25 protein-coding genes and 2 pseudogenes are annotated in these 24,855 nt (G+C 67.3%); 21 read left to right on the top strand and 6 right to left on the bottom strand.

Features of this window, described 5'->3' with window-relative positions; all coding sequences use genetic code 11:
- Positions 1-3: 3 nt before the first annotated feature.
- The 8 genes from lspA to WDM86_21435 all read left to right on the top strand — a co-directional run bounded on the left by lspA (position 4) and on the right by WDM86_21435 (position 9,663).
- Entirely contained in the window at positions 4-507 is a 504-nt protein-coding gene (gene lspA, locus WDM86_21470; GenBank protein MEI9992588.1) for a signal peptidase II, read from the top strand.
- 28 nt (positions 508-535) lie between these two features.
- Positions 536-1,132, top strand: a complete 597-nt coding sequence (locus WDM86_21465) for a DUF3035 domain-containing protein (protein ID MEI9992587.1) — start codon at positions 536-538, stop codon at positions 1,130-1,132.
- Between the two features lie 194 nt (positions 1,133-1,326).
- Positions 1,327-2,628: a pitrilysin family protein gene (locus WDM86_21460; protein ID MEI9992586.1), complete on the top strand. Its 1,302-nt coding sequence runs from the start codon at positions 1,327-1,329 to the stop codon at positions 2,626-2,628.
- Positions 2,625-3,965 (top strand): pitrilysin family protein, encoded by a 1,341-nt coding sequence (locus tag WDM86_21455; GenBank protein MEI9992585.1) that lies wholly within the window; start codon positions 2,625-2,627, stop codon positions 3,963-3,965. The genes WDM86_21460 and WDM86_21455 overlap by 4 nt, the downstream gene beginning before the upstream one ends.
- 48 nt (positions 3,966-4,013) lie before the next feature.
- Positions 4,014-5,306 carry a hypothetical protein gene (locus tag WDM86_21450; protein ID MEI9992584.1) on the top strand — a complete coding sequence of 431 codons (1,293 nt, stop codon included), beginning with the start codon at positions 4,014-4,016 and terminating at the stop codon, positions 5,304-5,306.
- A 142-nt stretch (positions 5,307-5,448) separates the two neighbouring features.
- Entirely contained in the window at positions 5,449-7,227 is a 1,779-nt protein-coding gene (gene mutL, locus WDM86_21445; protein MEI9992583.1) for a DNA mismatch repair endonuclease MutL, read from the top strand.
- A 105-nt stretch (positions 7,228-7,332) separates the two neighbouring features.
- Positions 7,333-8,442 (top strand): pentapeptide repeat-containing protein, encoded by a 1,110-nt coding sequence (locus tag WDM86_21440; protein MEI9992582.1) that lies wholly within the window; start codon positions 7,333-7,335, stop codon positions 8,440-8,442.
- 117 nt (positions 8,443-8,559) lie between these two features.
- Positions 8,560-9,663, top strand: coding sequence for a pentapeptide repeat-containing protein (locus tag WDM86_21435; GenBank protein ID MEI9992581.1), 1,104 nt, complete (start codon positions 8,560-8,562; stop codon positions 9,661-9,663).
- On the opposite strand, the gene WDM86_21430 is transcribed toward WDM86_21435, so the two are convergent.
- Both WDM86_21430 and rsmD read right to left on the bottom strand, forming a co-directional pair.
- A complete protein-coding gene (locus WDM86_21430) occupies positions 9,664-10,305 on the bottom strand; it encodes a GNAT family N-acetyltransferase (GenBank protein MEI9992580.1) in 642 nt (213 codons plus the stop codon).
- Positions 10,302-10,871 carry a 16S rRNA (guanine(966)-N(2))-methyltransferase RsmD gene (rsmD, locus tag WDM86_21425; GenBank protein ID MEI9992579.1) on the bottom strand — a complete coding sequence of 190 codons (570 nt, stop codon included), beginning with the start codon at positions 10,869-10,871 and terminating at the stop codon, positions 10,302-10,304. Before rsmD ends, WDM86_21430 begins: the two co-directional genes overlap by 4 nt.
- 328 nt (positions 10,872-11,199) lie before the next feature.
- Here rsmD and WDM86_21420 point away from each other — a divergent pair, with 328 nt between their 5' ends.
- From WDM86_21420 to WDM86_21400, 5 genes are all read left to right on the top strand, one after another.
- On the top strand, positions 11,200-12,609 hold the full coding sequence (locus WDM86_21420; GenBank protein MEI9992578.1) for a protein-disulfide reductase DsbD domain-containing protein: 1,410 nt from the start codon (positions 11,200-11,202) through the stop codon (positions 12,607-12,609).
- Positions 12,610-12,754: 145 nt separating this feature from the next.
- On the top strand, positions 12,755-13,267 hold the full coding sequence (locus WDM86_21415) for a thioredoxin family protein (GenBank protein MEI9992577.1): 513 nt from the start codon (positions 12,755-12,757) through the stop codon (positions 13,265-13,267).
- Between the two features lies 1 nt (position 13,268).
- Entirely contained in the window at positions 13,269-14,030 is a 762-nt protein-coding gene (locus tag WDM86_21410) for an N-acyl homoserine lactonase family protein (protein ID MEI9992576.1), read from the top strand.
- Positions 14,031-14,034: 4 nt separating this feature from the next.
- A complete protein-coding gene (locus WDM86_21405; GenBank protein MEI9992575.1) occupies positions 14,035-14,538 on the top strand; it encodes a hypothetical protein in 504 nt (167 codons plus the stop codon).
- Entirely contained in the window at positions 14,535-14,852 is a 318-nt protein-coding gene (locus WDM86_21400; GenBank protein MEI9992574.1) for a hypothetical protein, read from the top strand. The genes WDM86_21405 and WDM86_21400 overlap by 4 nt, the downstream gene beginning before the upstream one ends.
- 870 nt (positions 14,853-15,722) lie before the next feature.
- On the opposite strand, the gene WDM86_21395 is transcribed toward WDM86_21400, so the two are convergent.
- Positions 15,723-16,085 (bottom strand): hypothetical protein, encoded by a 363-nt coding sequence (locus WDM86_21395; GenBank protein MEI9992573.1) that lies wholly within the window; start codon positions 16,083-16,085, stop codon positions 15,723-15,725.
- A gap of 28 nt (positions 16,086-16,113) precedes the next feature.
- Here WDM86_21395 and WDM86_21390 point away from each other — a divergent pair, with 28 nt between their 5' ends.
- From WDM86_21390 to WDM86_21380, 3 genes and pseudogenes are all read left to right on the top strand, one after another.
- Positions 16,114-16,896 carry a hypothetical protein gene (locus tag WDM86_21390; protein ID MEI9992572.1) on the top strand — a complete coding sequence of 261 codons (783 nt, stop codon included), beginning with the start codon at positions 16,114-16,116 and terminating at the stop codon, positions 16,894-16,896.
- Positions 16,897-17,265: 369 nt separating this feature from the next.
- A pseudogene (locus tag WDM86_21385) lies at positions 17,266-17,508 on the top strand (Glu/Leu/Phe/Val dehydrogenase dimerization domain-containing protein).
- On the top strand, positions 17,488-18,228 hold the full coding sequence (locus WDM86_21380; GenBank protein ID MEI9992571.1) for a Glu/Leu/Phe/Val dehydrogenase family protein: 741 nt from the start codon (positions 17,488-17,490) through the stop codon (positions 18,226-18,228). Before WDM86_21385 ends, WDM86_21380 begins: the two are co-directional and overlap by 21 nt.
- Positions 18,229-18,369: 141 nt before the next feature.
- Here WDM86_21380 and WDM86_21375 read toward each other — a convergent pair whose 3' ends face one another.
- Both WDM86_21375 and WDM86_21370 read right to left on the bottom strand, forming a co-directional pair.
- A complete protein-coding gene (locus WDM86_21375) occupies positions 18,370-18,678 on the bottom strand; it encodes a hypothetical protein (GenBank protein ID MEI9992570.1) in 309 nt (102 codons plus the stop codon).
- Positions 18,679-18,708: 30 nt separating this feature from the next.
- A complete protein-coding gene (locus tag WDM86_21370; GenBank protein MEI9992569.1) occupies positions 18,709-18,870 on the bottom strand; it encodes a DUF3096 domain-containing protein in 162 nt (53 codons plus the stop codon).
- Between the two features lie 145 nt (positions 18,871-19,015).
- Between WDM86_21370 and WDM86_21365 the strand changes: the two are divergent.
- Positions 19,016-20,116 (top strand): annotated as a pseudogene (locus WDM86_21365) (S-(hydroxymethyl)glutathione dehydrogenase/class III alcohol dehydrogenase).
- Between the two features lie 52 nt (positions 20,117-20,168).
- Here WDM86_21365 and WDM86_21360 read toward each other — a convergent pair.
- The gene (locus WDM86_21360; GenBank protein ID MEI9992568.1) at positions 20,169-21,107 is read right to left on the bottom strand and encodes a S1/P1 nuclease; all 939 of its coding nucleotides are present in this window, start codon (positions 21,105-21,107) and stop codon (positions 20,169-20,171) included.
- Positions 21,108-21,425: 318 nt separating this feature from the next.
- On the opposite strand from WDM86_21360, the gene WDM86_21355 reads away from it, so the two are divergent.
- The 4 genes from WDM86_21355 (at position 21,426) to WDM86_21340 (ending at position 24,848) form a co-directional block, all read left to right on the top strand.
- Positions 21,426-22,016, top strand: coding sequence for a TetR family transcriptional regulator (locus WDM86_21355; protein ID MEI9992567.1), 591 nt, complete (start codon positions 21,426-21,428; stop codon positions 22,014-22,016).
- 22 nt (positions 22,017-22,038) lie between these two features.
- Entirely contained in the window at positions 22,039-23,169 is a 1,131-nt protein-coding gene (locus tag WDM86_21350) for a ferritin-like domain-containing protein (protein ID MEI9992566.1), read from the top strand.
- A 77-nt stretch (positions 23,170-23,246) separates the two neighbouring features.
- Positions 23,247-23,567 carry a 2Fe-2S iron-sulfur cluster-binding protein gene (locus tag WDM86_21345; protein ID MEI9992565.1) on the top strand — a complete coding sequence of 107 codons (321 nt, stop codon included), beginning with the start codon at positions 23,247-23,249 and terminating at the stop codon, positions 23,565-23,567.
- Between the two features lie 12 nt (positions 23,568-23,579).
- Positions 23,580-24,848: a cytochrome P450 gene (locus WDM86_21340; GenBank protein MEI9992564.1), complete on the top strand. Its 1,269-nt coding sequence runs from the start codon at positions 23,580-23,582 to the stop codon at positions 24,846-24,848.
- Positions 24,849-24,855 lie beyond the last annotated feature (7 nt).

The following is a 24,855-nucleotide window of genomic DNA, read 5'->3' as shown; positions in this document are numbered from 1 at the left end:
ACCATGTCCCCGCGCGACTGGGGCCTGGCCTCGGCCGCGGTCGCGCTCCTGCTCGACCAGGCGAGCAAGCTGGCCCTGCTGTACGGCTTCGGCTTCCGCGACATGGTCGCCGGCCAGTCCGTCCCCGTATTGCCGTTCTTTAATCTTGTGATGGTGTGGAATCCCGGCGTCAGCTACGGCCTGTTCCCGGCGCACAGCCGGATGGGCTCGACCTTCCTGGTTTTCCTGTCGCTTTTCGCGGTAATCGGCCTCGGCTGGTGGCTGTGGAACGCCCAGCGGCGGGCGCTTGCGATCGGCCTCGGCTTGGTTATCGGCGGCGCCATCGGGAATAACCTGATCGACCGGCTGATCTACGGAAAGGTTGCCGACTTTTTCCACTTTTACGTCTTCGGCTATGACTGGTATGTCTTCAACGTGGCCGACGCGGCAATCACCTTCGGCGTGATCGCGCTGCTGTACGACGCGCTGATGCGGCCGGAGGCGCACCCGGGCCATGAACCGGGTTGAACGGAATAGCAGAGTTCGGGAGTAGTCCATGCAGTCGCGCACCCTTTTCGCCCTTGCCTTCGCCGCCGGCGCCGCCTTCGCGCTGTCGGGCTGCGAGCAGATCCGCGACGCCGCCGGCCAGGGCAAGGATTCCCCCGACGAGTTCGCGGTCGTCACCAAGGCGCCGCTCGTCATCCCGCCCGACTTCAACCTGAAGCCGCCGGCGCCCGGCACCGCGCCGACCAACCAGACCGAGCCGACCCAGTCGGCGCAGAGCGCGCTGTTCAACGCCGACCAGGCGACCATCGCCTCGACGCTGCCCGCCACGATGAGCCCCGGCGAGCGCTATTTCCTCGCCGCCGCCGGCGTGCAGAACGCCGATCCGGCGATCCGCCAGCAGATCGCCTCCGACGCGCGCGGCATGCGCGCCTCCGACGACAGCTTCGCCAACAGCGTCCTGTTCTGGAAGGGTCCGACGCCCGAGCCGGGCTCGACGCCGGTCGATGCCGACGCCGAGGCCCGCCGCGTCGACGCCGCCCGCGCCGGCTCGCCGGCCGCCGCGCCGGGTGCTCCGGCGCCGCGGTCGCCCGACGATTCGAGCGGGACCAGCGACAAGGGCCTGCTCGACGACCTCTGGCCGTTTTGATGGGCTCCAATTTCTACCCTCCCCTTGAGGGAGGGTCGAAATTTGCGAAGCAAATTTCGGGGAGGGGTCAAGCTGGAGCACCCAGACCCCTCCCCGAAAAATTCTTCGCTGCGCTTCGAATTTTTCGACCCCCGCTGCGCGTCCATACGCTGTCGCTAGGACCCCTCAAGGGGAGGGTAGGGCTGCCCGCTTTCGTGGCGGCGACGCTGCTTTCGCTCGGTGCCGCCCCCGCCGCCGAATCCGTCACCCAGTTCGCGCTCCCCAACGGCCTGCAGGTCGTCGTCATCCCCGACCACCGCGCGCCGGTCGTCACCCAGATGATCTGGTACAAGGTCGGCGGCATGGACGATCCGGCCGGCCATTCCGGCCTCGCCCATTTCTTCGAGCACATGATGTTTCGCGGCACCAAGGCCGAGCCGGGCGACACCTTCTCGCGCCTGATCGCCCGCAACGGCGGCGAGGACAACGCCTTCACCACCGAGGACTACACCGCCTTCTACGAACAGATCGCGCGCGACCGGCTGAAGCTCGTGATGGGGCTGGAGGCCGACCGCATGGCGCATCTCGAACTCACCGATGCCGGCGTGAAGACCGAACGCGACGTGGTGCTCGAGGAGCGCCGCATGCGCATCGACAACGTGCCCGCCTCGCTCGCCGCCGAGCAGGTCGATGCCGCGCTCTATCTCTCCCATCCCTATGGCCGCCCGGTGATCGGCTGGCCGGACGAAGTCCACCGCATGGGCCGCGCCGAGGCACAGAGCTTCTACGACCATCACTACGCGCCCAACAACGCCATCCTGGTCGAGGTCGGCGACGTGACTCCGGACGAGGTGAAGGCCGCCGCCGCCGGCACGCTGGCGAAAGTGCCGGCGCGCGCGCTCGAACCGCGCGCGGTCTATGCCGAGCCGGCGCGGCTCGGCGAAACGCGCCTCGCCATCGCCCGCCCCGATGCCGGCGTGCCGAGCTTCTCGCGAAGCTGGCGCGTCGCGAGCTATGCCGAGGGCAGGCTCGGCCAGGCCGAGGCGCTCGAAGTCCTCGCCGCGCTGCTCGGCGGCGACGCCAACGCGGTGCTCTATCGCACCCTGGTGGTCGAGCAGAAGCTCGCCACCGATGCCGGGGCCACCTATGACGGCGACGCGCGCGACGCCGGCGCCTTCTCGGTCTTCGCGACGCCGCGCCCCGGCGTGTCGCTGCCCCAGCTCGAACGCGCGGTCGATACCATCCTCGCCGACTTTGCGAAGGCGCCGCCGTCCGCGGCCGCACTGGCGCACATCAAGACCCAGCTCGTCGCCGGCGACGTGTTCCGCCGCGACAACCAGCTCCAGCTCGCCACCGCCTATGGCCAGGTGCTCGCGGTCGGCCGCACGGTCGCCGACCTGCAGAACTGGCCGCGCGCCATCGAGGCGGTCACCGCCGAGGAGGTGCGCGCCGCCGCCGCCGAACAGCTCGTGCCGCGCGAATCCGTCACGCTCTATCTGACGCCGGGTCCGTCATGAGAAAATTCGCCCTCGCGCTTCTCTTCGCCCTCGGGTTCGCCGGTCCGGCACTCGCCTCGGCGCCGCGCCCGCTCGACATCGGGCCGAACGAGCAGGTCTGGTTCGAGGAGGATCACACCGTTCCGATGCTGGCCGTCACCGTCTCGCTGCCGGCGGGCTCGGCCTACGATCCGGCGGGCAAGGCCGGCCTCGCCGCCTTCGCCGCCTATCTGTTCAACGAGGGCGCCGGCCCGCTGACTTCCGAAGCCTACCAGTCCGAGATCGCCAACCGCGCCATCCAGCTTTCCATGTCGCCTGACCGCGACTGGCTGGTGCTGTCCTTCAGTACGCTGTCGTCGCAGGCGAAGGATGCCTTCCGCCTGTTCGCGCTGGCGCTGCGGCATCCGCGCTTCGACGCCGACGCGATCGAGCGCGTCCGCGCCCAGATGATCCAGTCCATCCAGCAGGACGACAGCGATCCCGCCGCCGTCGCGGCCAACCGCTTCTATCGGGTCTATTTCGGCAACCATCCCTACGCCCATCCGGTCAACGGCGAGACCCGGAGCCTGAGCGCGATCGGCGCCGCCGACCTGAAGGCCTTCGCCGCGACTCATTGGGTGAAGGGCGGGGCGAGGATCGCGGTTTCCGGCGATATCGACGCGGCGACGCTGACCGCGCTCCTGAAAGCGACCTTCGATCCCCTGCCGGCCACGGCGCCGCCCGCGCCGCCGCCCTTCGTCCATCCCGGCGCGCCGGGCGAGACCATCGTGGCGATGGCCGTGCCGCAGCCGAGCGCGGTGTTCGGCCTTCCGGGCATCGGCCGCGCCGACAAGGATTACCTCGCGGGCTATGTCGCCAACTACATCGTGGGCGGCGGCGGGTTCTCTTCGCGGCTGACCTATGAGGTGCGCGAGAAGCGTGGCCTCACCTACGGCATCTCCACCGGCTTCTCCGATTTCGCGGGCGGCGGCGTCGTACTGGGCCAGGTCGCGACGCGGCAGGACGCGATGGACGCCTCGCTCGCCGTGGTGCGCGGCGTGCTGGCCGACTACGCCGCGCACGGTCCGTCGGCGGCCGAGCTGGCCGACGCCAAGACCTATCTGACCGGCTCCTATCCGCTCGCCTTCGCCTCGAATGCCGGCATCGCGGCGCAGCTCAACACGTTCCAGCGCTCCGGCCTGCCGCTCGGCTATGTCGCGCGCCGCAACGGGTTGATCCAGGCGCTGACGCTGGCCGATGTGAAGCGGGCGGCGGCCCGGCTGTTCGATCCCCGCCGGATGACGGTCGTGGTCGGCGGCACCATCGCGGTCGCGTCGTCAAGTCACAAGCCGTCGCGGAAACCTGCCGCGCATGGTTGAGTTATAATTGTCGCTGGAATTCGACCCTCCCTCAAGGGGAGGGTAGCCATGAGGACGTATGCCATGTCGCTGCCCTTCACCATCTCCCTCGATCTCGCTCTCTCCGGCCCCGGTGCCGTTCCACGCGCTGCCTTCGACTCCGCGCTGAAGGAGGGCGCCGCCGCGCTCGCCTGGTTGCGCGAGCAGAAGAAGGCTCACGCGCTCGAACTGCTCGACATCGTCGAGCGCACCGACGACATCGCGGCGGCGAAGGCCGTCGCCGACACCTGGACCAAGGACTCCTCCGACATCGCCGTGCTCGGCATCGGTGGCTCCAGCCTCGGCGGCCAGGCGCTGAAGGCCATCGCGAAGAGGGACGGCGCGCCGCGCGTCACCTTCCACGACAATCCCGATCCCTGGAGCTGGCAGGAGACGCTGGCCTCGGTCGACCTCAAGACCACGCGCTTCGTGGTGATCTCCAAATCCGGCGGCACGGCGGAGACGCTGTTCCAGGCTCTGACCGCGGCCGACGCCATCGAGAAGGCCGGCGGCGGCAAATGGCTGAAGCAGCACTTCGTCGCGATCACCGAGCCGAAGAAAAGCCCGCTGGCGGACTTCGCCGACTCGATCGGCGCGCCCAAGCTCGATCATCCGCTCGGCATCGGCGGCCGGTATTCGGTGCTCAGCATGGTCGGCGTGCTGCCCGCCCTGCTGATGGGTCTCGACGTATCCGCCCTGCGCGCCGGCGCCAAGGCCGTGATCGACGCCACGCTCGCGAGCGAGGGCGAAGCGAATGGCCCGCTCGCCGGCGCCGCGCTGCATCACGCGCTGGCGAAGGCGGGCAAGCTGAATCACACGGTGCTCTGGAACTATGCCGATCGCCTCGCGACCTTTTCCGGCTGGTGGCGCCAGCTCTGGGCCGAAAGCCTCGGCAAGGACGGCAAGGGTTCGACGCCGGTCGGCGCGGTCGGCCCGGTCGACCAGCACAGCCAGCTCCAGCTTTTTCGCGACGGTCCCAACGACGCGCTCTACACCGTCGTCGCGCCCGACACGAAAGGCGAGGGTCTCATCGCGCCGCCGGAGCGCTCCCGCGCGCTCGGTCTCGATTATCTCGCCGGCAAGCACATGGGCGATCTCGTCGCCGCCGAGGCCCGCGCCACCGCCGCGACGCTGTCGCGCAACAAGCGCCCCGTCCGCCAGATCCGCATCCCCAAGATCGACGAGACCGGCGTCGGCGCCCTGATGATGCATTTCATGCTGGAGACGATCCTGATGGGCCGCCTGATGGGCGTCGATCCCTTCGACCAGCCCGGCGTGGAAGAAGGCAAGGTCCTGGCGCGGGAATATCTGGCGGGAAAATGACGCGCGAAGCGCGTCGGAGGCCTCACGCGGAGCCGCGGAGGACGCGGAGGTTTTCGCATTCCGCGTCTCCGCGCCTCCGCGTGAAACCCTTCATCCACAGGGGTTTTGCGCGCCGTCACGGCCGCGCGTGTATAGTCGCGCGATGAAGATTCGCCGCCTCTCGGAAGGAACCGTGAACCGCATCGCCGCCGGCGAGGTGGTCGAGCGGCCGGCCAGCGCGGTGAAGGAACTGGTCGAGAACGCGCTCGACGCCGGCGCGCGGCGCGTCGACATCGCGGTCTCCAACGGCGGCGCCGATCTCATCCTGGTCGAGGACGACGGCGACGGCATGGAGGCCGCCGACCTCGCGCTCGCCATCGAGCGCCATGCCACGTCGAAGCTGCCGGGCGACGATCTCTTCCACATCGTCACGATGGGGTTTCGCGGCGAGGCGCTGCCCTCGATCGGCGCCGTGGCGCGCCTCACCATCGCCAGCCGCACCGCGACGAGCGACGCGCACGAAATCCGCATCGACGGCGGCAGCGTCGTCGCGCCCCAGCCCACCGGTTTTCGCGCCAAGGGCCAGCACGGCACGCGCGCCGAAGTGCGCGAGTTGTTTTTCGCCACGCCGGCGCGCCTGAAATTCCTCAAATCGACGCGCTCGGAGGATCTGGCGACGCTCGACATCGTCAAGCGCCTCGCCATGGCCCGGCCCGATGTCGCCTTCACGCTGACGCTCGACGGCCGCCGCGCGCTCGACCTGCCGGCGGAGACCGATCTCATCGGCCCGCAGTTGAAACGCCTTGCCAAGATCATGGGCCGCGAATTCGGCGACAACGCCGCGCCGGTGAACGTCAGCCGCGAAGGCGTGACCATCGCGGGCTTCGCCGGGCTTCCGACCTACAACCGCGCCAACGCGCAGATGCAGTTCCTGTTCGTCAACGGCCGCCCGGTGCGCGACAAGCTGCTGATCGGCGCGGTGCGCGGCGCCTATGCCGATTTCCTCGCCCGCGACCGCCATCCCGCGCTCGCCCTGTTCCTGGAATGCGATCCCGCCTTCGTCGACGTCAACGTGCATCCCGCCAAGACCGAGGTGCGCTTCCGCGACGCCGGATTGGTCCGTGGACTGATCGTCTCGTCCTTGAAGGATGCCCTGGCCGAGGCCGGCCACCGCGCCTCGACCACCGTCGCCGGCGCGGCATTGGCGGCGCTGCGCCCGCAAGCGAACGCGCCGTTCTACCAGCAGGATTATACCCGCCGTCCTTCGGCGAACGATCCGGGCCGCGCTTTCTACGCCCCGCTGCTCGCCGACACCGCGCCGGCGGCGCGCGTCGAGGCGCAGCCGGAGGCGCCGCAGCCCGACCTGCCGCTCGGCGTCGCCCGCGCCCAACTGCACGAGACCTATGTCGTCGCCCAGACCGCCGACGGCATCGTGATCGTCGACCAGCACGCGGCGCATGAGCGCCTCGTCTATGAGCGGATGAAGAAGGCGCTGGCCGATGGCGGCATCGCGCGCCAGCCGCTGCTCATTCCCGAAGTGGTCGAGCTCGATCCCGCCGAAGTCGCGCGCCTCGCCGCGCGCGCCGGCGAGCTTGCCGAGCTCGGCCTCGTGGTCGAGCCGTTCGGCCCCGACGCGGTGATGGTGCGCGAAATGCCGGCGCTGCTCGGCCAGGCCGACATCAAGGCGCTGATCCGCGATCTCGCCGACGACATCGCGGAGACCGGCAACGCGCTGTCGCTCAAGGAGCGGCTCGAAGAAATCTCCGGCACGCTGGCCTGCCATATGAGCGTGCGCGCCGGCCGCCGCCTCACGGGTGAGGAGATGAACGCGCTGTTGCGCGAGATGGAAGCGACGCCGCATTCGGGCCAGTGCAATCACGGCCGCCCGACCTATGTCGAGCTCAAGCTCGCCGATATCGAACGGCTGTTCGGACGGCGCTGAAGATCGCGCGCCGCTTCAAGCGACCACGCATTACATCGAAAATTTACAACTCACGGGTTAGTTTGGAGATGACCTTAAACCCAGAATGGGTATGGCGGACCTGCCATGTTGAGAAATCTCTACGAGGAAACGCGCACCGCGTTGACGCAGCAGGAGCTGAACACGGTGCTCCAATCGCACGAGCGCTATCTGGCCCGCACCAGCGGCGGGCTGCGCGCGCATCTCGCCCATGCCAGGCTCGACGGGCTCAATCTCGCCAACCGCAATCTGACCGAAGCCGATTTCAGCGGCGCCTCGCTGGTGGGCGCCAATATAAGCGGCTCCAATCTGGAGCGGGCGGTCCTCTATTGCGCCGATTTGCGTGGCTGCAACATGCAGTCCTCGCGGCTGCCGCGCGCCGATCTGCGCGGCGCCTCGTTCAACGGCGCCAAGTTGTCCTTCGCGGTGCTCGACGCCGCCGACCTGCGGGCGGCGACGATGATGTACGCGGCGGCCGGCGGCATCACCGTCATCAGCCGCGACCGCGGCAAGGGCGCGCCCAGCGTCGACTTCTCGAACTGCTCGATGAAGGGCGCATCCTTCGGCAACGCGAAACTGGACGGCGCGATCTTCACCGGCGCGCTCCTGCAGGGTGCCAGCTTCAGGGGCGCCCGGCTCACCAATGCCACGTTCAAGAACGCGGTGCTGACCGGCGTCGCGATGCACGAATTGCAGGTGCCGGCCTCGGCCCTGGAAGGCTGCGTGACCGACGCCGCGCCGGTGCCGGCCGAAAAGGTCGATGCATTGAAAAGTCGCCTCGATGCGCATCGCCGCTGGATAACGAGCCATGGCGCCGAGGGCGCGCCGGCGGTGTTCGACGGCGAGGACATCCGTCCCCTGGGCGGCCTGCTGGCGGGGCGCAGCCTGGTGGGCCTGTCGGCGCGCGGCGCGATCGCCATCGGGATCGATTTCTCCGGCGCCCAGCTTCAGGCCGCCAAGCTCGACGGCGCGGATTTGCGCGACGCCGATTTCTCGGGCGCCGATCTGCGCGGCGCCTCGCTGCGGTCCGCGAAGCTGGCGCATGCCAAGTTCGACAAGGCGAATCTCTCGCGTCTGGTGCTGCGCGACGGAACGGCGATCGCGCCGGACCTGACCGGCGCCGCCGCAAGCCCGGGACAATTCTACGACAGCATTCTGGAGGACCGGATTGCCGTGCTCGGACTCGCCGACGCTTAGCGTCGCGCGCGGCGCGACATCTCTCGTTAACGATTTTCCCAAGCCTTTCCTTAACACTTGTCTGAGACGCTCTAGGAAGTCTTAACAGGGCGGTTAAGGCCGATGGCCGGGGCGTAGATGCTCAAGAACTATTATTCCGAGCCGCGAAAAGTGCTGACGCAGCAGGAGCTGAACGCGGTCCTGCTGGCGCATGAGCGGCTCCTCGCCTACCAGAAAGGCGCCGCCAAGGCGGAGCTGGCGCGCACCAAGCTCGACCGCCTCAACCTCGCCAACCGCAATCTGGCCGAGGCCGATTTCTCCTTCGCCTCGCTGGTCGGCGCGACCGCGTTCGGCACCAATCTGGAGCGCGCCAATCTGCACTGCGCCGATCTGCGCGACTGCGACTTCACGTCCGCGCGCATGATCAAGACCGACATGCGCGGCGCCTCGATCTGCGGCGCCAAGCTGTCCTTCGCCAAGCTCGACGGCGCCGATCTGCGCGCCGCGACCGTCGCCTATAAGGGCCCCGGCGCGGTCGCCGAGGAGACCGTGCGCGTCGATTTCGCCAACGCCTCGCTCAAGGGCGCGTCGTTCGGCCATGCCCGGCTGGACGGGGTGAATTTCACCGGCGCGATCCTGGAAGGCGCGAACTTCAAGAACGCGCGGCTCTCCAATGTCAGCTTCAAGAACGCGGTGCTCACCGGCGTGAACGTCGCCGATCTCGACCTGCCGCCCGAAGCGTTCGAAGGCTGCGTGATGGACGTCACCGACGAGGCCGCCGCCAAGGCCGAAGACCTCGCGGCGATGCTGGAGGCGCACGCGCTCTGCATCGCCAGCGCCGCCACCCGCGGCGCGCAGGCGGTGTTCGACGGCGAGGATTTGCGCGTGGTGCGCGGACGCTTCGCCGCAAGGCCGCTGACCGGCATTTCGATCCGCGGCGCCATGGCCATCGGCGTCGATTTCTCCGACAGCCAGCTTCAGGGCGCGCGCTTCGACGGCAGCGATCTGCGCGAATGCAACTTCACCGGCGCCGATCTGCGTGGCGCCTCGTTCCGCAACTGCAAGCTCGCCCATGCCGAATTCGAGAAGGCCAATCTCGGCAGCCTCAAGCTGGCGAACGGCAAGACGCTGGCGCCCGATTTCACCGGCGCCGACGCCTCCAAGACGCAGTTCTTCCACGCGGTGCTGGAGACCAATATCGGCGCGCTCGGCCTCGGCGCCCCGGCGGCCGTGGCGGCGTAGTCAAAGATCCCGCGCCAGCCGCCGGATGCCCGGCACGCCCATCGCCGCCTCGAATACCTTGTCCGTTTTGTCTTCCGCGAACACGAAGCCGCAGGAACGGTAGCAATGCTCGGCCGGCGCGTTGCCGATCAGAAAGCTGATCTGCGCCCGTTTCGGCGGACCCATCTCGCGCAGCATGTGCGCGATCAGCGCCCGCGCCACGCCGCGGCCGCGATAATCCGGCCAGGTGGCGACGTTCTCGATCGTCCAGCAATCGTCCTCGCCGGTCGTCGCGTTCAGGATGAAGGCGCCGCGCGGCCACAGCTCGGCCTGTTCCGCCTTGCCGATCCCCATCCTGTCGGAGGCTTCGGCCATCGCTTCGTCCGAGACCATATAGGGCGCGTTGTCGGCGAAGGCGCAGGCCGCGGCGGCGGCCACGCCGTCGACCTCGGCCACCGTGAAGAAGGAATGGTGCCACCACGACCGCGCCTCGGCATTGGCGAGCCGGGTGCAGAACGCGACGCCGAACTCGACCGGCCGCTGGAGCACGATGTCGAACCAGCCGCGCGGCAAATGTCCGCGCGCCGCCATGAACATCGCCCAGCCGAGGAAGCGGGCATCGTCGGCGGTGGCGGGGCGGAAGGTCGTGGTCGTGAGAGTCACGCTGCGCTCCCCTTGAGGATATGAACCGCGGTCTCGCCATAGCTTCGCGCATCGAGCGCCCGGAAGCCGGCGGGCGCCGATAGCGCCTCGTCCGCCGCCGTCTCCGCGACGATCACCGCGCCGGGGGCGAGCCAGCCGCCCTCGGCGAGGCTGGCCAGCGCTTTCTCGCTCAGCCCCTTGCGATAAGGCGCGTCGAGGAAGGCGAGGGTGAACGGCCCGCCGGCGCCCGCGCCGAGCGGCCCCAGCGCGGTGGCGTCGCGCCGCCAGATCTTGGTCGCGCCGGTCAGGTTCAGCGTCTCGACATTGGCGCGGATCAGCGCGCGGCTCTCGGCGCTGTCGTCGACGAACAGCGCGAAAGAGGCGCCCCGGCTGAGCGCCTCCAGCCCCAGCGCGCCGGTTCCCGCGAACAGGTCGACGACCTTGGCGCCGTCCAGTTCGAAGCCGAAAGCGTTGTGCGCGAGGATGTTGAAGATCGCCTGGCGCACCTTGTCGGAGGTCGGCCGCACCCGATTGTCCGCCGGCTCGGCCAGCGGACGGCCGCGATATTCCCCGCCGGTGATGCGCACTTATGGCTCCTGCGACACCTGGATCAGCAGCTTGCTGGTGAACGGCATGTCGAGCGACCCCATTGCCTTTTTGCTGCCGCGCATGATCGTCTCCCGATAGTGATTGCGGCGAACCTAGCATCCCGGGAAGTTCGTGAAATCAAATAGTGGTGTCATCCGCCGCGAATGGGGCGGACCCAGGTGACATCTGCTCGCCGGTTCATGTTTCAACTGGGTCCGCCGCATTCGCGGCGGATGACATCGGGTGCGTGATGTCCGGCTCGGTCCACCCGGTCACGCTCGCGCGAGGGCGCTGGATAAGCGGTGCGGACGCGGCTATGACCCGTGCATGAAGCGGCTCTTGCCCCTGCTGTTCGCGCTGTCTTTCGCCGCCCCCGCCGCGGCGCAGATCGACGACCTGCCCAAGGTCCATGCGCGCCTGATCGCCGAGCACGACCGCCTCGCCCCCGGCGGCACCGAGACCGTCGCCTTCGAGCAGGACATCCGCCCCGGCTGGCACACCTACTGGCTGAACCCCGGCGATGTCGGCCAGCCGACGACGCTCGACTGGAAGCTCCCCGCCGGCTGGAGCTTTGGTCCGCTGCAATGGCCTTACCCCAAGCGCCTGCCGGTCGGCCCGTTCATGGATTACGGCTATGAGGGCAAGGCCTGGATCCTCTCCACCGTCACCGCGCCGAAGGATGCGAAGCCCGGCGAGGTCGTCACGCTGAAGGCGGCGGCGACCTGGCTCGTCTGCAAGGAAGTCTGCATTCCCGAAGACGCGACGCTGACCTTGCCGGTCACCATCGGCACGCCGACCGCTTCGCCGAACGCCGCCGGGTTCGCCGCCGCGCGCGCGAAATTGCCGACGCCTTCGCCCTGGGCGACGCATTATCGTCTCGGCGACGCGCTCGATCTCTTCGTCGCCGCCAAGCCGCTCGCCGACGCCCATCCGCTGCACGCCGAATTCTTTCCGCTGAGCGACGGGATGGTGAACGGACCGGCGGCGCAGGGCATGGGCTTCGCCTCCGACGGCCTGGTGCTGCGCATGGCGCCGGGCAAGAAGCTCGCCAAGACGGGCGGCGCGCTCGAAGGCGTGGTCGTTCTCACCTCGGTGGACGGCTCGATCCAGCCCCTGCTGGTCAAGGCGCTTCCCGGCCCGGTGCCCGAAGCCGTTTTCGATACCAGCGGCGGCGAAAGCGGGATCGGCCTTGCCGCCGCGCTGCTCCTCGCCTTCCTCGGCGGGTTGATCCTGAACCTGATGCCCTGCGTGCTGCCGATCCTGGCGATGAAGGCCTTCGCGCTGTCGTCGCTTTCTGGCCGCGACCGCGCCGAGGCGGTGCGCGAGAGCTTCGCCTATGGTAGCGGCGCGGTGCTGAGCTTCCTGGCGCTCGGCGGATTGCTGCTGGCGCTGCGCGGCGGCGGCGCCGCGATCGGCTGGGGCTTCCAGCTCCAGGAGCCGCTGGTCGTGGCGGGATTCGCGCTGCTGATGTTCGGCGTTGGCCTCAATCTCTCCGGCGTGTTCGAGGTCGCCGGCTTCGGCGGCGGCGACAGTCTCACCCGTGCCGGCGGTGTGGCGGGCTCGTTCTTCACCGGCGTGCTGGCGGTCGCGGTCGCCGCGCCCTGCACCGCGCCGTTCATGGCCGCCGCGCTCGGCTATGCGCTGACGCAGACCGCCGCGCTGGCGCTCGGTATCTTCCTGGCGCTCGGCCTCGGTTTCGCGGCGCCTTTCGTGCTGATCGCGTTTCGCCGCTCTTGATGCGTGCGTTGCCGCGCCCCGGCGGCTGGATGATCCGCTTCAAGCAGGCGCTCGCCTTCGCGATGTACGGCACGGCGGCGTGGCTCGTCCTGGGTGCTGGCGCAGCAGGCCGGCGCCAACGCGGTGGCGGCGATCCTGGCGGGCGATGGTCGCGACCGGCTTCGGCGCCTGGATCTGGGGCGTCAGCCGAACCTTCCGCCCGCGCGGCCGGGGCATCGGCGCGCTGGTCACGCTGATCGCCATCCTCGCGGCGCTCTCCTGCCTCTCCTTCCTCAAATCCGCGCCGGCCCAGGCCAGCACGATCAACGTCACCGGCATCCCGTCGGAGCCCTATTCGGCCGCGCGGCTCGCCGGCCTGCGCGCCGCCAACAGAGCCGTGTTCGTCAACGCCACCGCCGCCTGGTGCATCACCTGCCTCGTCAACGACGAGACCGCGCTGTCGCGCGCCGCCGTCCGCCAGGCTTTCGCCGACAGGCACATCGCCTATCTGATCGCCGACTGGACGCGCCGCGATCCGGCGATCACCGCGCTTTTATCCGCCCACGGACGATCCGGCGTGCCGCTCTATCTCTACTACGCGCCCGGCGCCGCCGAGCCCAAGGTGCTGCCCCAGGTTCTGACCGAGGGCGAAGTCCTTTCCGCCCTGGACGGATCCTGACATGGCGGCCGAACTCTTCGCCTTCACCTGCGGCCATGTCACCGGCGACCGCCACGGCTTCCTGAAAGGGGAGAGCGGCAGGATCACGGTCCCGGTGCCGGCCTATCTGATCGCGCACGATCAGGGAAAGGTCCTGTTCGACACCGGCCTCAACATCGAGCTGCGCCAGCGCCAGGCGCAGATGCTGGGCCCCTCGGCCAAGGATTGGCAGATCGATTTCCCGCAAGGCGCCGATATCGCGAGCCAGCTTGCCCGCCTCGGCCTCACGCCGTCCGACATCCGCTATGTCGTCAACTCGCACCTGCATTACGACCATTGCGGCGGCAATGGCTTCTTCCCGAACGCGACGCTGGTCGTCCATGCCAAGGAATGGCGCGCGGCGCAGCGTCCCGCCATGCAGGCCGCCGGCGTCTACAACCCGCTCGACTTCGCGCACATGCAAAGCACGCGCGAGATCGAGGGCGAGCTCGACCTCTTCGGCGACGACAGCGTGGTTGTCTTCCCGACTCCGGGCCACACCCCCGGCCACCAGTCGCTGCGCGTGCGCACCGCGAGCGGAACGATCGTGCTGGCGGCCGATTGCTGCTACCTGCGGCGCACGCTCGAGGCGCTGCATCTGCCGGCCAGCCTCTACAAGCGCGACCAGATGCTCGAAAGCCTGGCGCTGCTGCGCCGGATGCAATCCGACGGCGCCCGCATCTTCTACGGCCACGATCCGGAATTCTGGGAGACCGTGCCGCAGGCGCCGCGTCCGGTGGATTGAGGCGATGTACGAACCGCGCATCCTGCTGAAAGGCCCGTTCGCGCTGGACGCCTTCGGCCTGTCGGTCGCCGCGGAGCCGTGGCGTTGCGACGCCGCCTATGAGGCGCTCGTCGCCGAGGCCTGGGCGAAACGCGTCGCGGCGGCGGCCGAGCGCAATCATACTTTGTGGGACGGCACGCATTACCGGCTCACCCATCTGGAGGATCTCACCGACGGACGCGGCATCCTTCGCCTCGGCACCGCCGCGTTCCGCCACATCGCCACCTATCGCCCGCTGCACAAGGAGCATGCGGCGCGCGGCCTCGCTCCGTTCCATCACATCTCGACCGCCGCGCTGCTCGCCACCGCCGACGGGCACTATGTGTTCGGCAAGCGCGCGATCAACGGCGCCATCGATTTCATCGGCGGCGGCTTTCAGCCGGACGATGCGCCGCCCGACCTCGCCCGCAACGTCGCCAAGGAAATCCGCGAGGAGATCGGCATCGCAAGCGACCGGCTCGGGCGATGACCGGCCTCGGCATCGTGCTGTCGACGACCTCCAACGTGCTTGTCATCGCCGCGCTCGACACGGCGCTGACGCGCGACGGCGTCCTGGAGGCGTTCGCGCGGCGCGAGGACGACGAAATGGCCGAACCGGTCTTCGTCCCCGGCGATGCCCATCGCCGCCTATCTGCGCGCGATGACCGACTACCGCCCGCTGGTGGCGGAGCTGCTATAGAGCGAGCGCGTCGCAATCGGATGGCGCCCGCATTTTCGATTCCGAGTTCTGGATGTCGGTGCCGCTGGCACCCGACCCGGCCGGTTAGCTACCGGCGGCGCTAGCCTTGTTCGGCCGGTTCGGCCGATTGCTCGAGCAGATAGTCCTGGCCAGTGCTCTCCAGGCGCCTGCCGAGGAGACCGGCAATCTGGTCGGCCATTCGCTTGCTGAGGGGTATGTCGCCGAGCCTCTCGATGTGGGTCGGATTGGCGATATCCAGCGCTTCCGGCGCCTGGCGCTGGGAATGTCGTATTCGACGGCGAGTTCGTCTGTCTCGCGATTGAAGCCCACAAGTTTCAGGCTGACGTTCATATTAGGGCTCCACCGACTTGCTCGGATCCGCGTTCTTCAGCTGTTTCCAGTGTATGCATCGTACGCGCCCAAATGATGTCCGCGGCGGTCGTACATTTCGACATGGCCATGCTGATAGTCCCACTCGAATATCCGCTTGTCGTCTCGCCATCGCCGCCTCTTGCTGCCGCCATCGAACACGGTCTTTGGCCTCGCCTTTCGTGCTTGCGGAACCCGGGCAAGCCGCCTTTTGGCGGCAAGATGTAGCGGTCACGCAAAAATCTCTCCAGCCGGCCCCGAGCGCCAGGCCAGACCTACCTTTATATAACGGTGAATGTTGATGAACAGTGCCCGCCCCACTCACTGGTTGTTTGAGAGGTTTCGTGCAACCCGGATCCTTGTCAAGGCGTGCCTGGCGATTCGGGCGAATTTTCTCGCGAACCGGGGGAAATCCTGGCCCCGCACGCGCGAATTGGGGGTCCGTTAAGCAACATGGCGCCCCTTTGTGGGCCAATCGATCGTCGCGATCTGACGTGATTCGCACAATTTGCCGCCTTGCCCATCAAAGCGGCAGTCCGGCCCGACACTTCGGGCGGTCGTCGAAAATGCGGTTCTTGGTCGCCAGTTGCGGAAATCGCTCCGCCCTATGGCGCCACCTGCACCTGCTTGGGATCGCTGACGGCGATCTCCGGCTTGCCCTGATAGGTCTTGATCAGCCCGGTGACGGCGAGCGTCTTGCCGATCAGCGGCGTGACGTTCGGCACCACATCCGTATCGTGCTTGGACACATACACGGTCAGCGGATTGGCCGGATAGGCACCGCCGATGTCCCACAGGAAGGCCTTGCCCGGGGTCTCGTGCACATTCGTCAGCACGCCGACGACCGTCGCGGTCTCGCCGACATGCTGCCCCGCCTCGCTCGCCTGGATCTTCACCGGCACGGCGTCGGCGGCGAGCGCCGGCATGGCGGCCAGGGCGAACAGCAGGGCAAGGGCAGGGATACGCATCACAAATCGTCCTTCGTCGGTCAGCGGCGTGGCTGCCGCCGACATAGCTGTGGGTGCCGCGATGGTGCACGCGGTCGGCCGGCAGGATGTCGCCGGGCTTGTAGGTCTCGCCGCCCCGCAGCCTGGCATAAAGCGCGGTGAAGTCCTTGTAGGTCTCGGCGAACAGGGCGTCGAACCCATCGATGACGAAATAGCTCTCCTGGAAATCGTCGATCCGGTACTCGGTGCGCATCACCCGCTCCAGGTCGAAGCCGATGCGGTTGGGCGAGGGGCTCTCGACCGCATGGATCGATTCCGCCCGGCTCGACACGATGCCCGAACCGTAGATGCGCAGGCCGTCCTTGCCGGCGACCAGCCCGAACTCGACCGTGTACCAATAGAGCCGCGCCAAATTCTTCAGCGCGTGGAATTCGTTCAGCGCCCGCATCCCGCCCTTGCCATAAGCCTGCATGTAATCGGCGAAGACCGGATGAGCCAGCATCGGCACATGGCCGAACACGTCGTGGAAGACGTCCGGCTCCTCGATATAGTCGAGCTGGTCGGCGCGCCGGATGAACTGGCCGGCGGGAAAGCGGCGGTTGGCGAGGTGGTCGAAGAAGATCTCGTCGGGCACCAGCGACGGCACGGCGACGACGCGCCAGCCGGTCAGCTTCTGAAGCCCGTCCGACAGCCGCTCGAAATCGGGAATGGCGTCGGACACCAGGTCGAGCCGCTTCAGCCCGTCGAGGATTCGTCGCAGGCCCGCCCCGGCAGCACCTTGGCCTGGCGCTCGAACAGAGTCTTCCAGGTGGCGTGCTCGGCCGCGCCATAGCGCTCCCAATGCTGCTGGATGGTGAAATCCGGCCGGATCTCCGGATGCTTGATTCGCAGGGTTTCGAGGCTCGGCATGCGCGGACTAGAGAACGGGCAAGCGCCGCTGTAAAGCCGCCGCGCGGAACCGATTTTTGTTGCGCAACCCGCGCCGCGCGGGCACCAGTGTTGCGGGCCGCGCCGTCAAAGTCGCAAGCCAATTGCCGGACATAAGCGGTATGGTCGCGGCGCGCCGGAACAAAGGTCCCCTGCATGAACGTGTTCGACTCCCCCGACTTCGACCATCACGAGGCGGTCGCCTTTTTCGACGACAAGAAGACGGGCCTGAAGGCGATCATCGCCCTCCACTCGACCGCGCTGGGGGCCGGCCTGCGGCGGCACGCGGATGTATCCTTACGTGAACGGCGACGCCGCGCTGACCGATGCGCTGCGTCTCTCCAAGGGCATGTCCTACAAGAACGCCATCGCCGATCTGCCGCTGGGCGGCGGCAAGGCGGTGATCCTCGGCAATCCCGCGACCGACAAGTCGGACGCGAAATTCGCCGCCTTCGCGGAAGCGGTGAACAGCCTCGGCGGTCGCTACATCACGGCGATGGATGTCGGCATCCTGCCGGCCGACATGCCGGTGAATTCTGGGGAAGCTGGCGGCGGCACCAAATTCATCGCGGGCTACGACCAGCCAGGCAAGGCGGGCGGCGACTCGGGCCCCGCCACCGCGCTCGGCGTGTTCTCAGGCCTCAAGGCGGCGGTGAAGCACCGCCTCGGCGTCGACACGACCAAGGGCATGCGCGTCGCGATCCAGGGCCTCGGCAAGGTCGGCATGGGCGTGGCCAAGCGGCTGCATGCCGAAGGCGCGAAGCTGATCGTCGCCGACACCAATCTCAAGGCGGTGGCCGAGGCGGTCGAAACGCTGCACGCCGTCGCCGCGACGCCGGACCAGATCGTGACCTGCGAATGCGACGTGCTGTCGCCCAACGCGCTCGGCGCGATCCTGAACGACCAGTCGATCCCGCGGCTTTCCGCCAAGGTCGTCGCCGGCGGCGCCAACAACCAGCTCGCCCGCGACCACCACGGCGCGATGCTGCGCGACCTGGGCATCCTCTATGCGCCGGACTATGTGATCAACGGCGGCGGCATCATCCGCGTCGCCGCCCAGATCGAGAACTGGAGCGACGAAGAGGTCGACCGCCGCGTCCTCGCCATCGCCGAGACGCTGAGCGCGATCTTCACCCGCGCCGCCAAGGACGGCGAGCCGACCAACGTGATCGCGGACCGGATGGCTGAGGAACGGATCGCACGGGGCAAAGGCGCGGCAGCGAAGGCGGCGGAGTGATTGGCATCATCAATACGGTTGTCATCCGCCGCGAATGCGGCGGACCCAGGTGACGCCTATTGGCGATATCAACTGGGTGCCCCGCATTCGCGGGGCATGACACCTGTTTTTGAATTGAGGGACTTTCCCGTCCCAGGCGACTCAATAAGTATGCGGCACCTTGGCGTCGCCGGTCTTTACCTTCTTCTCGGCTTCCTTCACCGCATGCGTCTCCGCCGTCGGCGAATCGCTTTCGCGCTCGACCGGCGCGCCGATGATGTGCTTGCCGCCCGAGAAGGACGGCGGATCGGACGCCGGAAGGAATCCTTCATCTGCCGGTCGATCTTGTCTTCCTGCGTCTTGTGCTCTGGCGGGTGTCTGCTTCTGGCCGCAGGCCCCGTCGGTTTCGTCGCGGTCATGATATCCTCCAGTCGCGGCCGGCGCGCGCCTGCGCGTCAGCCTCGCTGGCAAGAAAACGGACCGGTGCGCCGATGGTTGCTGTCAGGCGGTCACATGGCCGAGCAGGTGCGGAAACAGCCCCAATATACCGATCAGAATCAGGTAGATGGCGATCAGGTAATTGAGGATCCGCGGCACGATCAGAATCAAAATGCCGAAGATCAGCGCGATCAGCGGCTGGAGCGTCACAATATCGAGATGCATGGGTGGGTTCCTCGGTTCGTGTTCCTTAACGCATGGAAACCCGTTTCGTTACGGGGTTTGGAAGTGTCGAAGCGGCTTCGCTCCCGGTTTCGACAAAATCCCGGCGATGGGTAGCAAGCCGTTGCCAGAACGAAGGTGAAGACCCGTGAAAACACGTGCCGCCGTCGCTTTCGAAGCGAAGAAGCCGCTGGAGATCGTCGAGCTCGACCTCGAAGGTCCCAAAGCCGGCGAAGTGCTGGTCGAGATCAAGGCCACCGGCATCTGCCACACCGATCAATACACGCTGTCGGGCCTCGACTCCGAAGGCCTGTTCCCCTCGATCCTCGGCCATGAAGGCGCCGGCATCGTGCGCGAAATCGGCGCCGGCGTGACCTCCGTGAAGCCGGGCGATCACGTCATCCCGCTCTACACGCCCGAATGCCGCCAATGTAAGTCGTGCCTCTCGGGCAAGACCAACCCTCTGCACCGCGATCAGGGCCACCCAGGGCAAGGGCCTGATGCCCGACGGCACCTCGCGCTTCTCCTATAAGGGCCGGCCGATCTTCCATTACATGGGCTGCTCGACCTTCTCGAACTACACCGTGCTGCCGGAGATCGCGGTGGCGAAGATCCGCGACGACGCGCCGTTCGACAAGGCCTGCTATTGCGGCTGCGGCGTCACCACCGGCGTCGGCGCGGTGATCAACACGGGCAAGGTCAAGCCGGGCTCGAACGCGATCGTGTTTGGCCTGGGCGGCATCGGCCTCAACGTGATCCAGGGGCTGAAGCTGGTCGGCGCGCAGATGATCGTCGGCGTCGACCTCAACGACGACAAGAAAAGCTGGGGCGAGCGCTTCGGCATGACGCATTTTGTCAATCCGAAAAAGGTCGCGGGCGATCTCGTCGCCCATCTCGTGGCGCTGACCGACGGCGGGGCGGACTACACCTTCGACTGCACCGGCAACGTGACGGTGATGCGCCAGGCGTGGAGGCCTGCCATCGCGGCTGGGGCGAAAGCATCATCATCGGCGTGGCGCCGGCGGGCACGGAGATTTCGACGCGCCCGTTCCAGCTCGTCACGGGGCGGGTATGGCGCGGCACGGCGTTTGGCGGCGCGCGCGGCCGCACCGACACGCCGCGGATCGTCGACTGGTACCTGATCCAGATCGACCCGATGATCACGCATGTGCTGCCGCTGGAGAAGATCAACGACGCCTTCCACCTGATGGAAGAAGGCACGAGCATCCGCAGCGTGGTGGTGTACTGAAGAAACACCCTCTCCCCGTCAGGGGGAGAGGGCAGGGCGTCTCCGTCAGGCGTTACTTCGCATCCTTCGCCACCGGGGCCGCCGCGATCGCGCGCAGCAGGTCGGCCAGGCGATAGCCGCCGAGCGCCAGACGCCGCGACGAGATCTCGTAGCTCATCTTCGCGTAATCGGCCGGGACGGTCGGTGCGTTCGCCTCGGCCGTGGCGGTCGCGAGGCTTGCCGGATAGGCGTGCTGCACCGCCAGCGCGTGGCTCTCCGCCGCCCATTGCGCGACCTCCTGCGGCCCGGACAATTCGCTCAGGCCGCCGCGCGGAAAGCGCGTCTCGATGTTGGCCGCGAGGGTCTTGATCGTCTGCGGATCGGCGCTCTTGTTGACCCGGTCGTCCCAGTACCAGTGCAGGCTCACCACCGTCCCGGTCTCCGGATCGCGCACGAACTGCTTGCCGCCGCCCGCGTCGCCCTGCGGATAGGTCGCCGAATAGAGCGTCGAATTGTGCAGCGGCTGCTGAATGTCGCCCGCCAGGTGCATCACCCAGCACAGCGCCAGCGCCCGGTCCGCGACCGGCGCCAGCGGATCGCCGGCCTCGGCCAGCGTGAGGCGCAGCGCCTCGATCGCCTGGCCGGAAACCGCCTTCGGCATGTCGGCGGGCGCGCCGGCGCCGGCCGTCGCTACTTCCGCATAATGCCAGGTCGGATGGTCGAAGGGCGTGCCCCGCTGGTCGTCCGGCCAGCGGGCGCATTCCATCATCAGGCGCAGCGTGCGCTCGGCGCCGCTGGTCCGGTCTGCCGCCACTTCGAACGGGCCGTGATCGGGATGCCTGGCGAGCAGGGCCGCGATGGTGTCGAGCACAGCGGGATCGTGCGCGCTCAAATCGTCGAAGGCGATGGCGGCCGTCAGCATATGGCCGGGCCGGCTCCAGGCGCCGGCGGGATTGGCGGCAAGCAGCGCCACGGCGAACGAGGCCGCGGCAATCGAAAACGGGCGGGTCATGACGGGTCCTTTCGATAGCGATGCCGGAGTCTAGAACCGTCCTCGTGACAAGTTGAACGGCGCCGCCCCGCGTCCCCACATCAGCAATGTCGGTGGTGTACCTCGCGTGGAGAAACCGGGCCGGCGAGAGGGGACCCCCTCGATTTTTTCGCGGTTCGAATGCCGGAAAATCGGTTTCGCAATCTCGAAAACAGTACGATGTGGTGGATCGGCTTCTCGCCACAATATCGAGTAGGTCCGGCGTCCCGTCCCGACCGCCAGGGGGATGTCATTCCCCGTTGACATCCGTTGCCGACCTCGGCACCGTGTCATCCCAGAATGACAAACGCTGCCGCCTTTGCTCCCGAGCGTTCCGCACCCCGTCGGCGCGATGCCGAAGCGACTCGCGCCGCCATCCTCGCCGCCGCCAAGACGCATTTTGCCAAGTCCGGCTATGACGGCGCCTTCCTGCGCGACATCGCCGCCGAGGCCGGCGCCGACGCGGCGCTGATCAACCGCTATTTCGGCGGCAAGGACGGGCTGTTCGCCGCCGCGCTTAAGGACTCGATCAGCCCCGACGGCATCTACCAGTGGGACCGCAAGAGCTTCGGCCGCGACATCGCCAAGATGATGGCCAACCACGCACATGAGCACAGCGATCGCACCCATGTCTTCCAGTTCCTGCTGCGCGCCGCCACCTCGCCGGCGACCGCGCCGCTGCTGAACGAGGCGGTGCAGGCGCGCTTCATGGGCCCGATCCGCGAATGGATCGGCGGCGAGGGCGCGCCGGCGCGGGCGCGGCTCTTGGCGGCGGTGTTCATCGGCCTTCTGGTGGAACGGCTGGTGCGCGACGAGCCGCTCGCCGGGCCCGAGCGCGAAATCTTCATCGAACGCACCGCGGCCTTGTTGCAGTCGCTGGTGGATCAATAAAGCAACGACACGGGAGAGGAACATGGCCGACGGGAACATCACCAAGGACATCGTCTACGAGGCGGTGGCGCCGGACGATTTCGAATCGATGATCGAGCTTGATCGCTACGAAAAGCGCTCGACCGCCTTCGACAAGATCATCAGCGCGACCCACGACCATTTCTGGGACCCGCTCGACAAGAAATACATCGATTTCGACGAGCCGTTCGACATCGAGAACGTCCAGATGATGCCGGACGACCAGGTCTTCCAGCTCCAGATCCCTTACGTCCGCGAGCACCTGGAAAAGACCGGCCAGAAGATCAAATTCGCCAACGAGATGCAGCTCTGGGGCTTCTCTTCCATCCTGCATGGCGAGCAGGGCGCGCTGAATCTCTCCGCCTCGCTTTGCCATGTGCTGAAGGACCAGGGGGCGCAGGAATACGCCGCCAACCAGACCCGCGAAGAGGCGCGCCACGTCACCGCCTTCGCGAAATACGTCAAGGCGCGCTGGGGCCGCCCGCGCCCTTGCGGCACGGTGCTGAAGGCGCTGCTGGTCGACATCATCTCGGCGCCGGAGGTCTACAAGAAGATCATCGGCATGCAGATGCTGGTCGAGGGCCTCGCCATGGGCGCCTTCGCGACCGGCTACAAATACAACCAGGACCCGCTGGCGCGGAAGCTGTTCCAGCTCGTGATGACCGACGAGGCGTTCCATCACAAGTTCGGCAAGATCTGGGCCGATCGCACCATCCCGCGCATGTCGCAGGCCGAGCGCGATGTGGTGGAGGATTGGGCGGCGCACTGCTTCCAGTCGCTGATCATGAACCTCGGCAGCCCGCAGCAGCAGGCGCAGATGTACCAGGAGTTCGGCCTCGACCCGGAGAAGGTGATGGCCGGGCTGATCGAACTGCGCGCCAGCGGGCGGCAGCGCGAGCGGCTGAAGGAATCGACCAACATCTTCCGCGTACTGATCAAGACGCTGCTGAAGGCGGGCCTGATCACCGACCGCACCAAGGCGTTCTACGGCATGTATGTCGATATGGACGAACTCAAGGGCGAGGGCGACCGCATGGTCGGCGACGACATCGCCGAGGACGGCATCCGCTACCTGCAGGAGATCAACTTCAAGGACCGCAGCGACGCCGCCGCGATCCGCATCGCCGCGGAATAATCGCCGCCGGACGGGCTGCTTCTCTTGAAGGCGCGGCCCGTCCGTATATTTCCCTTTCGGTTTTCAGACGGAACGACATGCCCAAGATCAAATACATCGAGCACAACGGCAGGGAACACGAGGTCGAGGTTCCCGAAGGCTACAGCGTCATGGAAGGCGCGGTGAAGAACATGATCCCCGGCATCGACGCCGATTGCGGCGGCGCCTGCGCCTGCGCCACCTGCCACGTCTTCGTCGATCCGGCGTTCGAGGCCAAGATCCCGCCCAAGACCGACATGGAGGAAACCATGCTCGACTTCGCGCCGGAGATCGCGCCCAACAGCCGGCTCTCCTGCCAGATCAAGGTCACCAAGGAACTGGACGGCCTCATCGTCCGCATGCCCCACAGCCAGCACTAGCGAGGTCAAGCCATGAACATCGCCGTCAACGCGCTCGAGAAAGACGCCCGCGACGCCGCCTATGCGCTGCCGCTCGACAAGATCGACGTGGCGCAGGGCATCCTGTTCAAGACCGACACGATGTGGCCCTATTTCGAGCGCCTGCGCCGCGAAGACCCGGTGCACTACTGCGCCGACAGCGAGTTCGGCCCGTACTGGTCGATCACCAAGTACAACGACATCATGGCGGTCGATACCAACCACCAGGTGTTCTCCTCCGATTTCACCTATGGCGGCATCACGATCGGTGGCGGGGCGGCGAACCAGGAGCCGCTGCCGATGTTCATCGCGATGGACCCGCCGCGCCACGACATCCAGCGCAAGGTGGTGACGCCGGTCGTGTCGCCGGCCAATCTGCAATATCTCGGCCCCATCATCCGCGAGCGCGCCGGCAAGATCCTCGATTCGCTGCCGATCGGCGAAAAGTTCGACTGGGTCGACAAGGTCTCCATCGAGCTGACGACGATGACGCTCGCCACGCTGTTCGATTTCCCGTTCGAGGAGCGGCGCAAGCTCACCTACTGGTCCGACGTGGTCACCGCCGTGCCGGGCTTCGGCCTCGTCGACACGCTCGAGCAGAAGATGGCGATTCTGCAGGAATACCACGCCTATTTCACGAATCTGTGGAACGAGCGGGTCAACGCGACCGAGGCCAGGGGCGATCTGATCTCGATGCTGGCGCACAATCCGGCGACGCGGAACATGGAGCCGCGCGAATATTTCGGCAACGTCGTCCTGCTCACCGTCGGCGGCAACGACACGACGCGCAACACGATCACCGGCAGCGTGCTGGCGCTGAACCAGAACCCCGACCAATACGCCAAGCTGCGCGCCAATCCGGACCTGATCTCCTCGATGGTGTCGGAGACCATCCGCTGGCAGACCCCGCTCGCCCATATGCGCCGCACCGCGACGCAGGACATCGAATTCCAGGGCAAGCAGATCAAGAAGGGCGACAAGGTCGTGATGTGGTACGTCTCGGGCAATCGCGACGAGACGGTGATCGACCGCCCCAACGACTACATCGTCGACCGCGAGAATCCGCGCCGCCACATCTCCTTCGGCTTCGGCATCCACCGCTGCGTCGGCAACCGGCTGGCGGAGCTTCAGCTCCAGATCATCTGGGAAGAGATCTTCAAGCGTTTCCCGGTGATCGAAGTGGTGGGCGAGCCGCAACGCGTCTACTCGACCTTCGTCAAGGGTTACGAACATCTCGACGTGGTGATTCCGAAACGCCTGTGAAGGGCGC

This window comes from Rhizomicrobium sp. (genome assembly GCA_037200045.1).
Classification (GTDB): domain Bacteria; phylum Pseudomonadota; class Alphaproteobacteria; order Micropepsales; family Micropepsaceae; genus Rhizomicrobium.
Note: the sequence above shows the minus strand (reverse complement) of the source record. Positions and strands in the feature narration are given on the sequence as shown.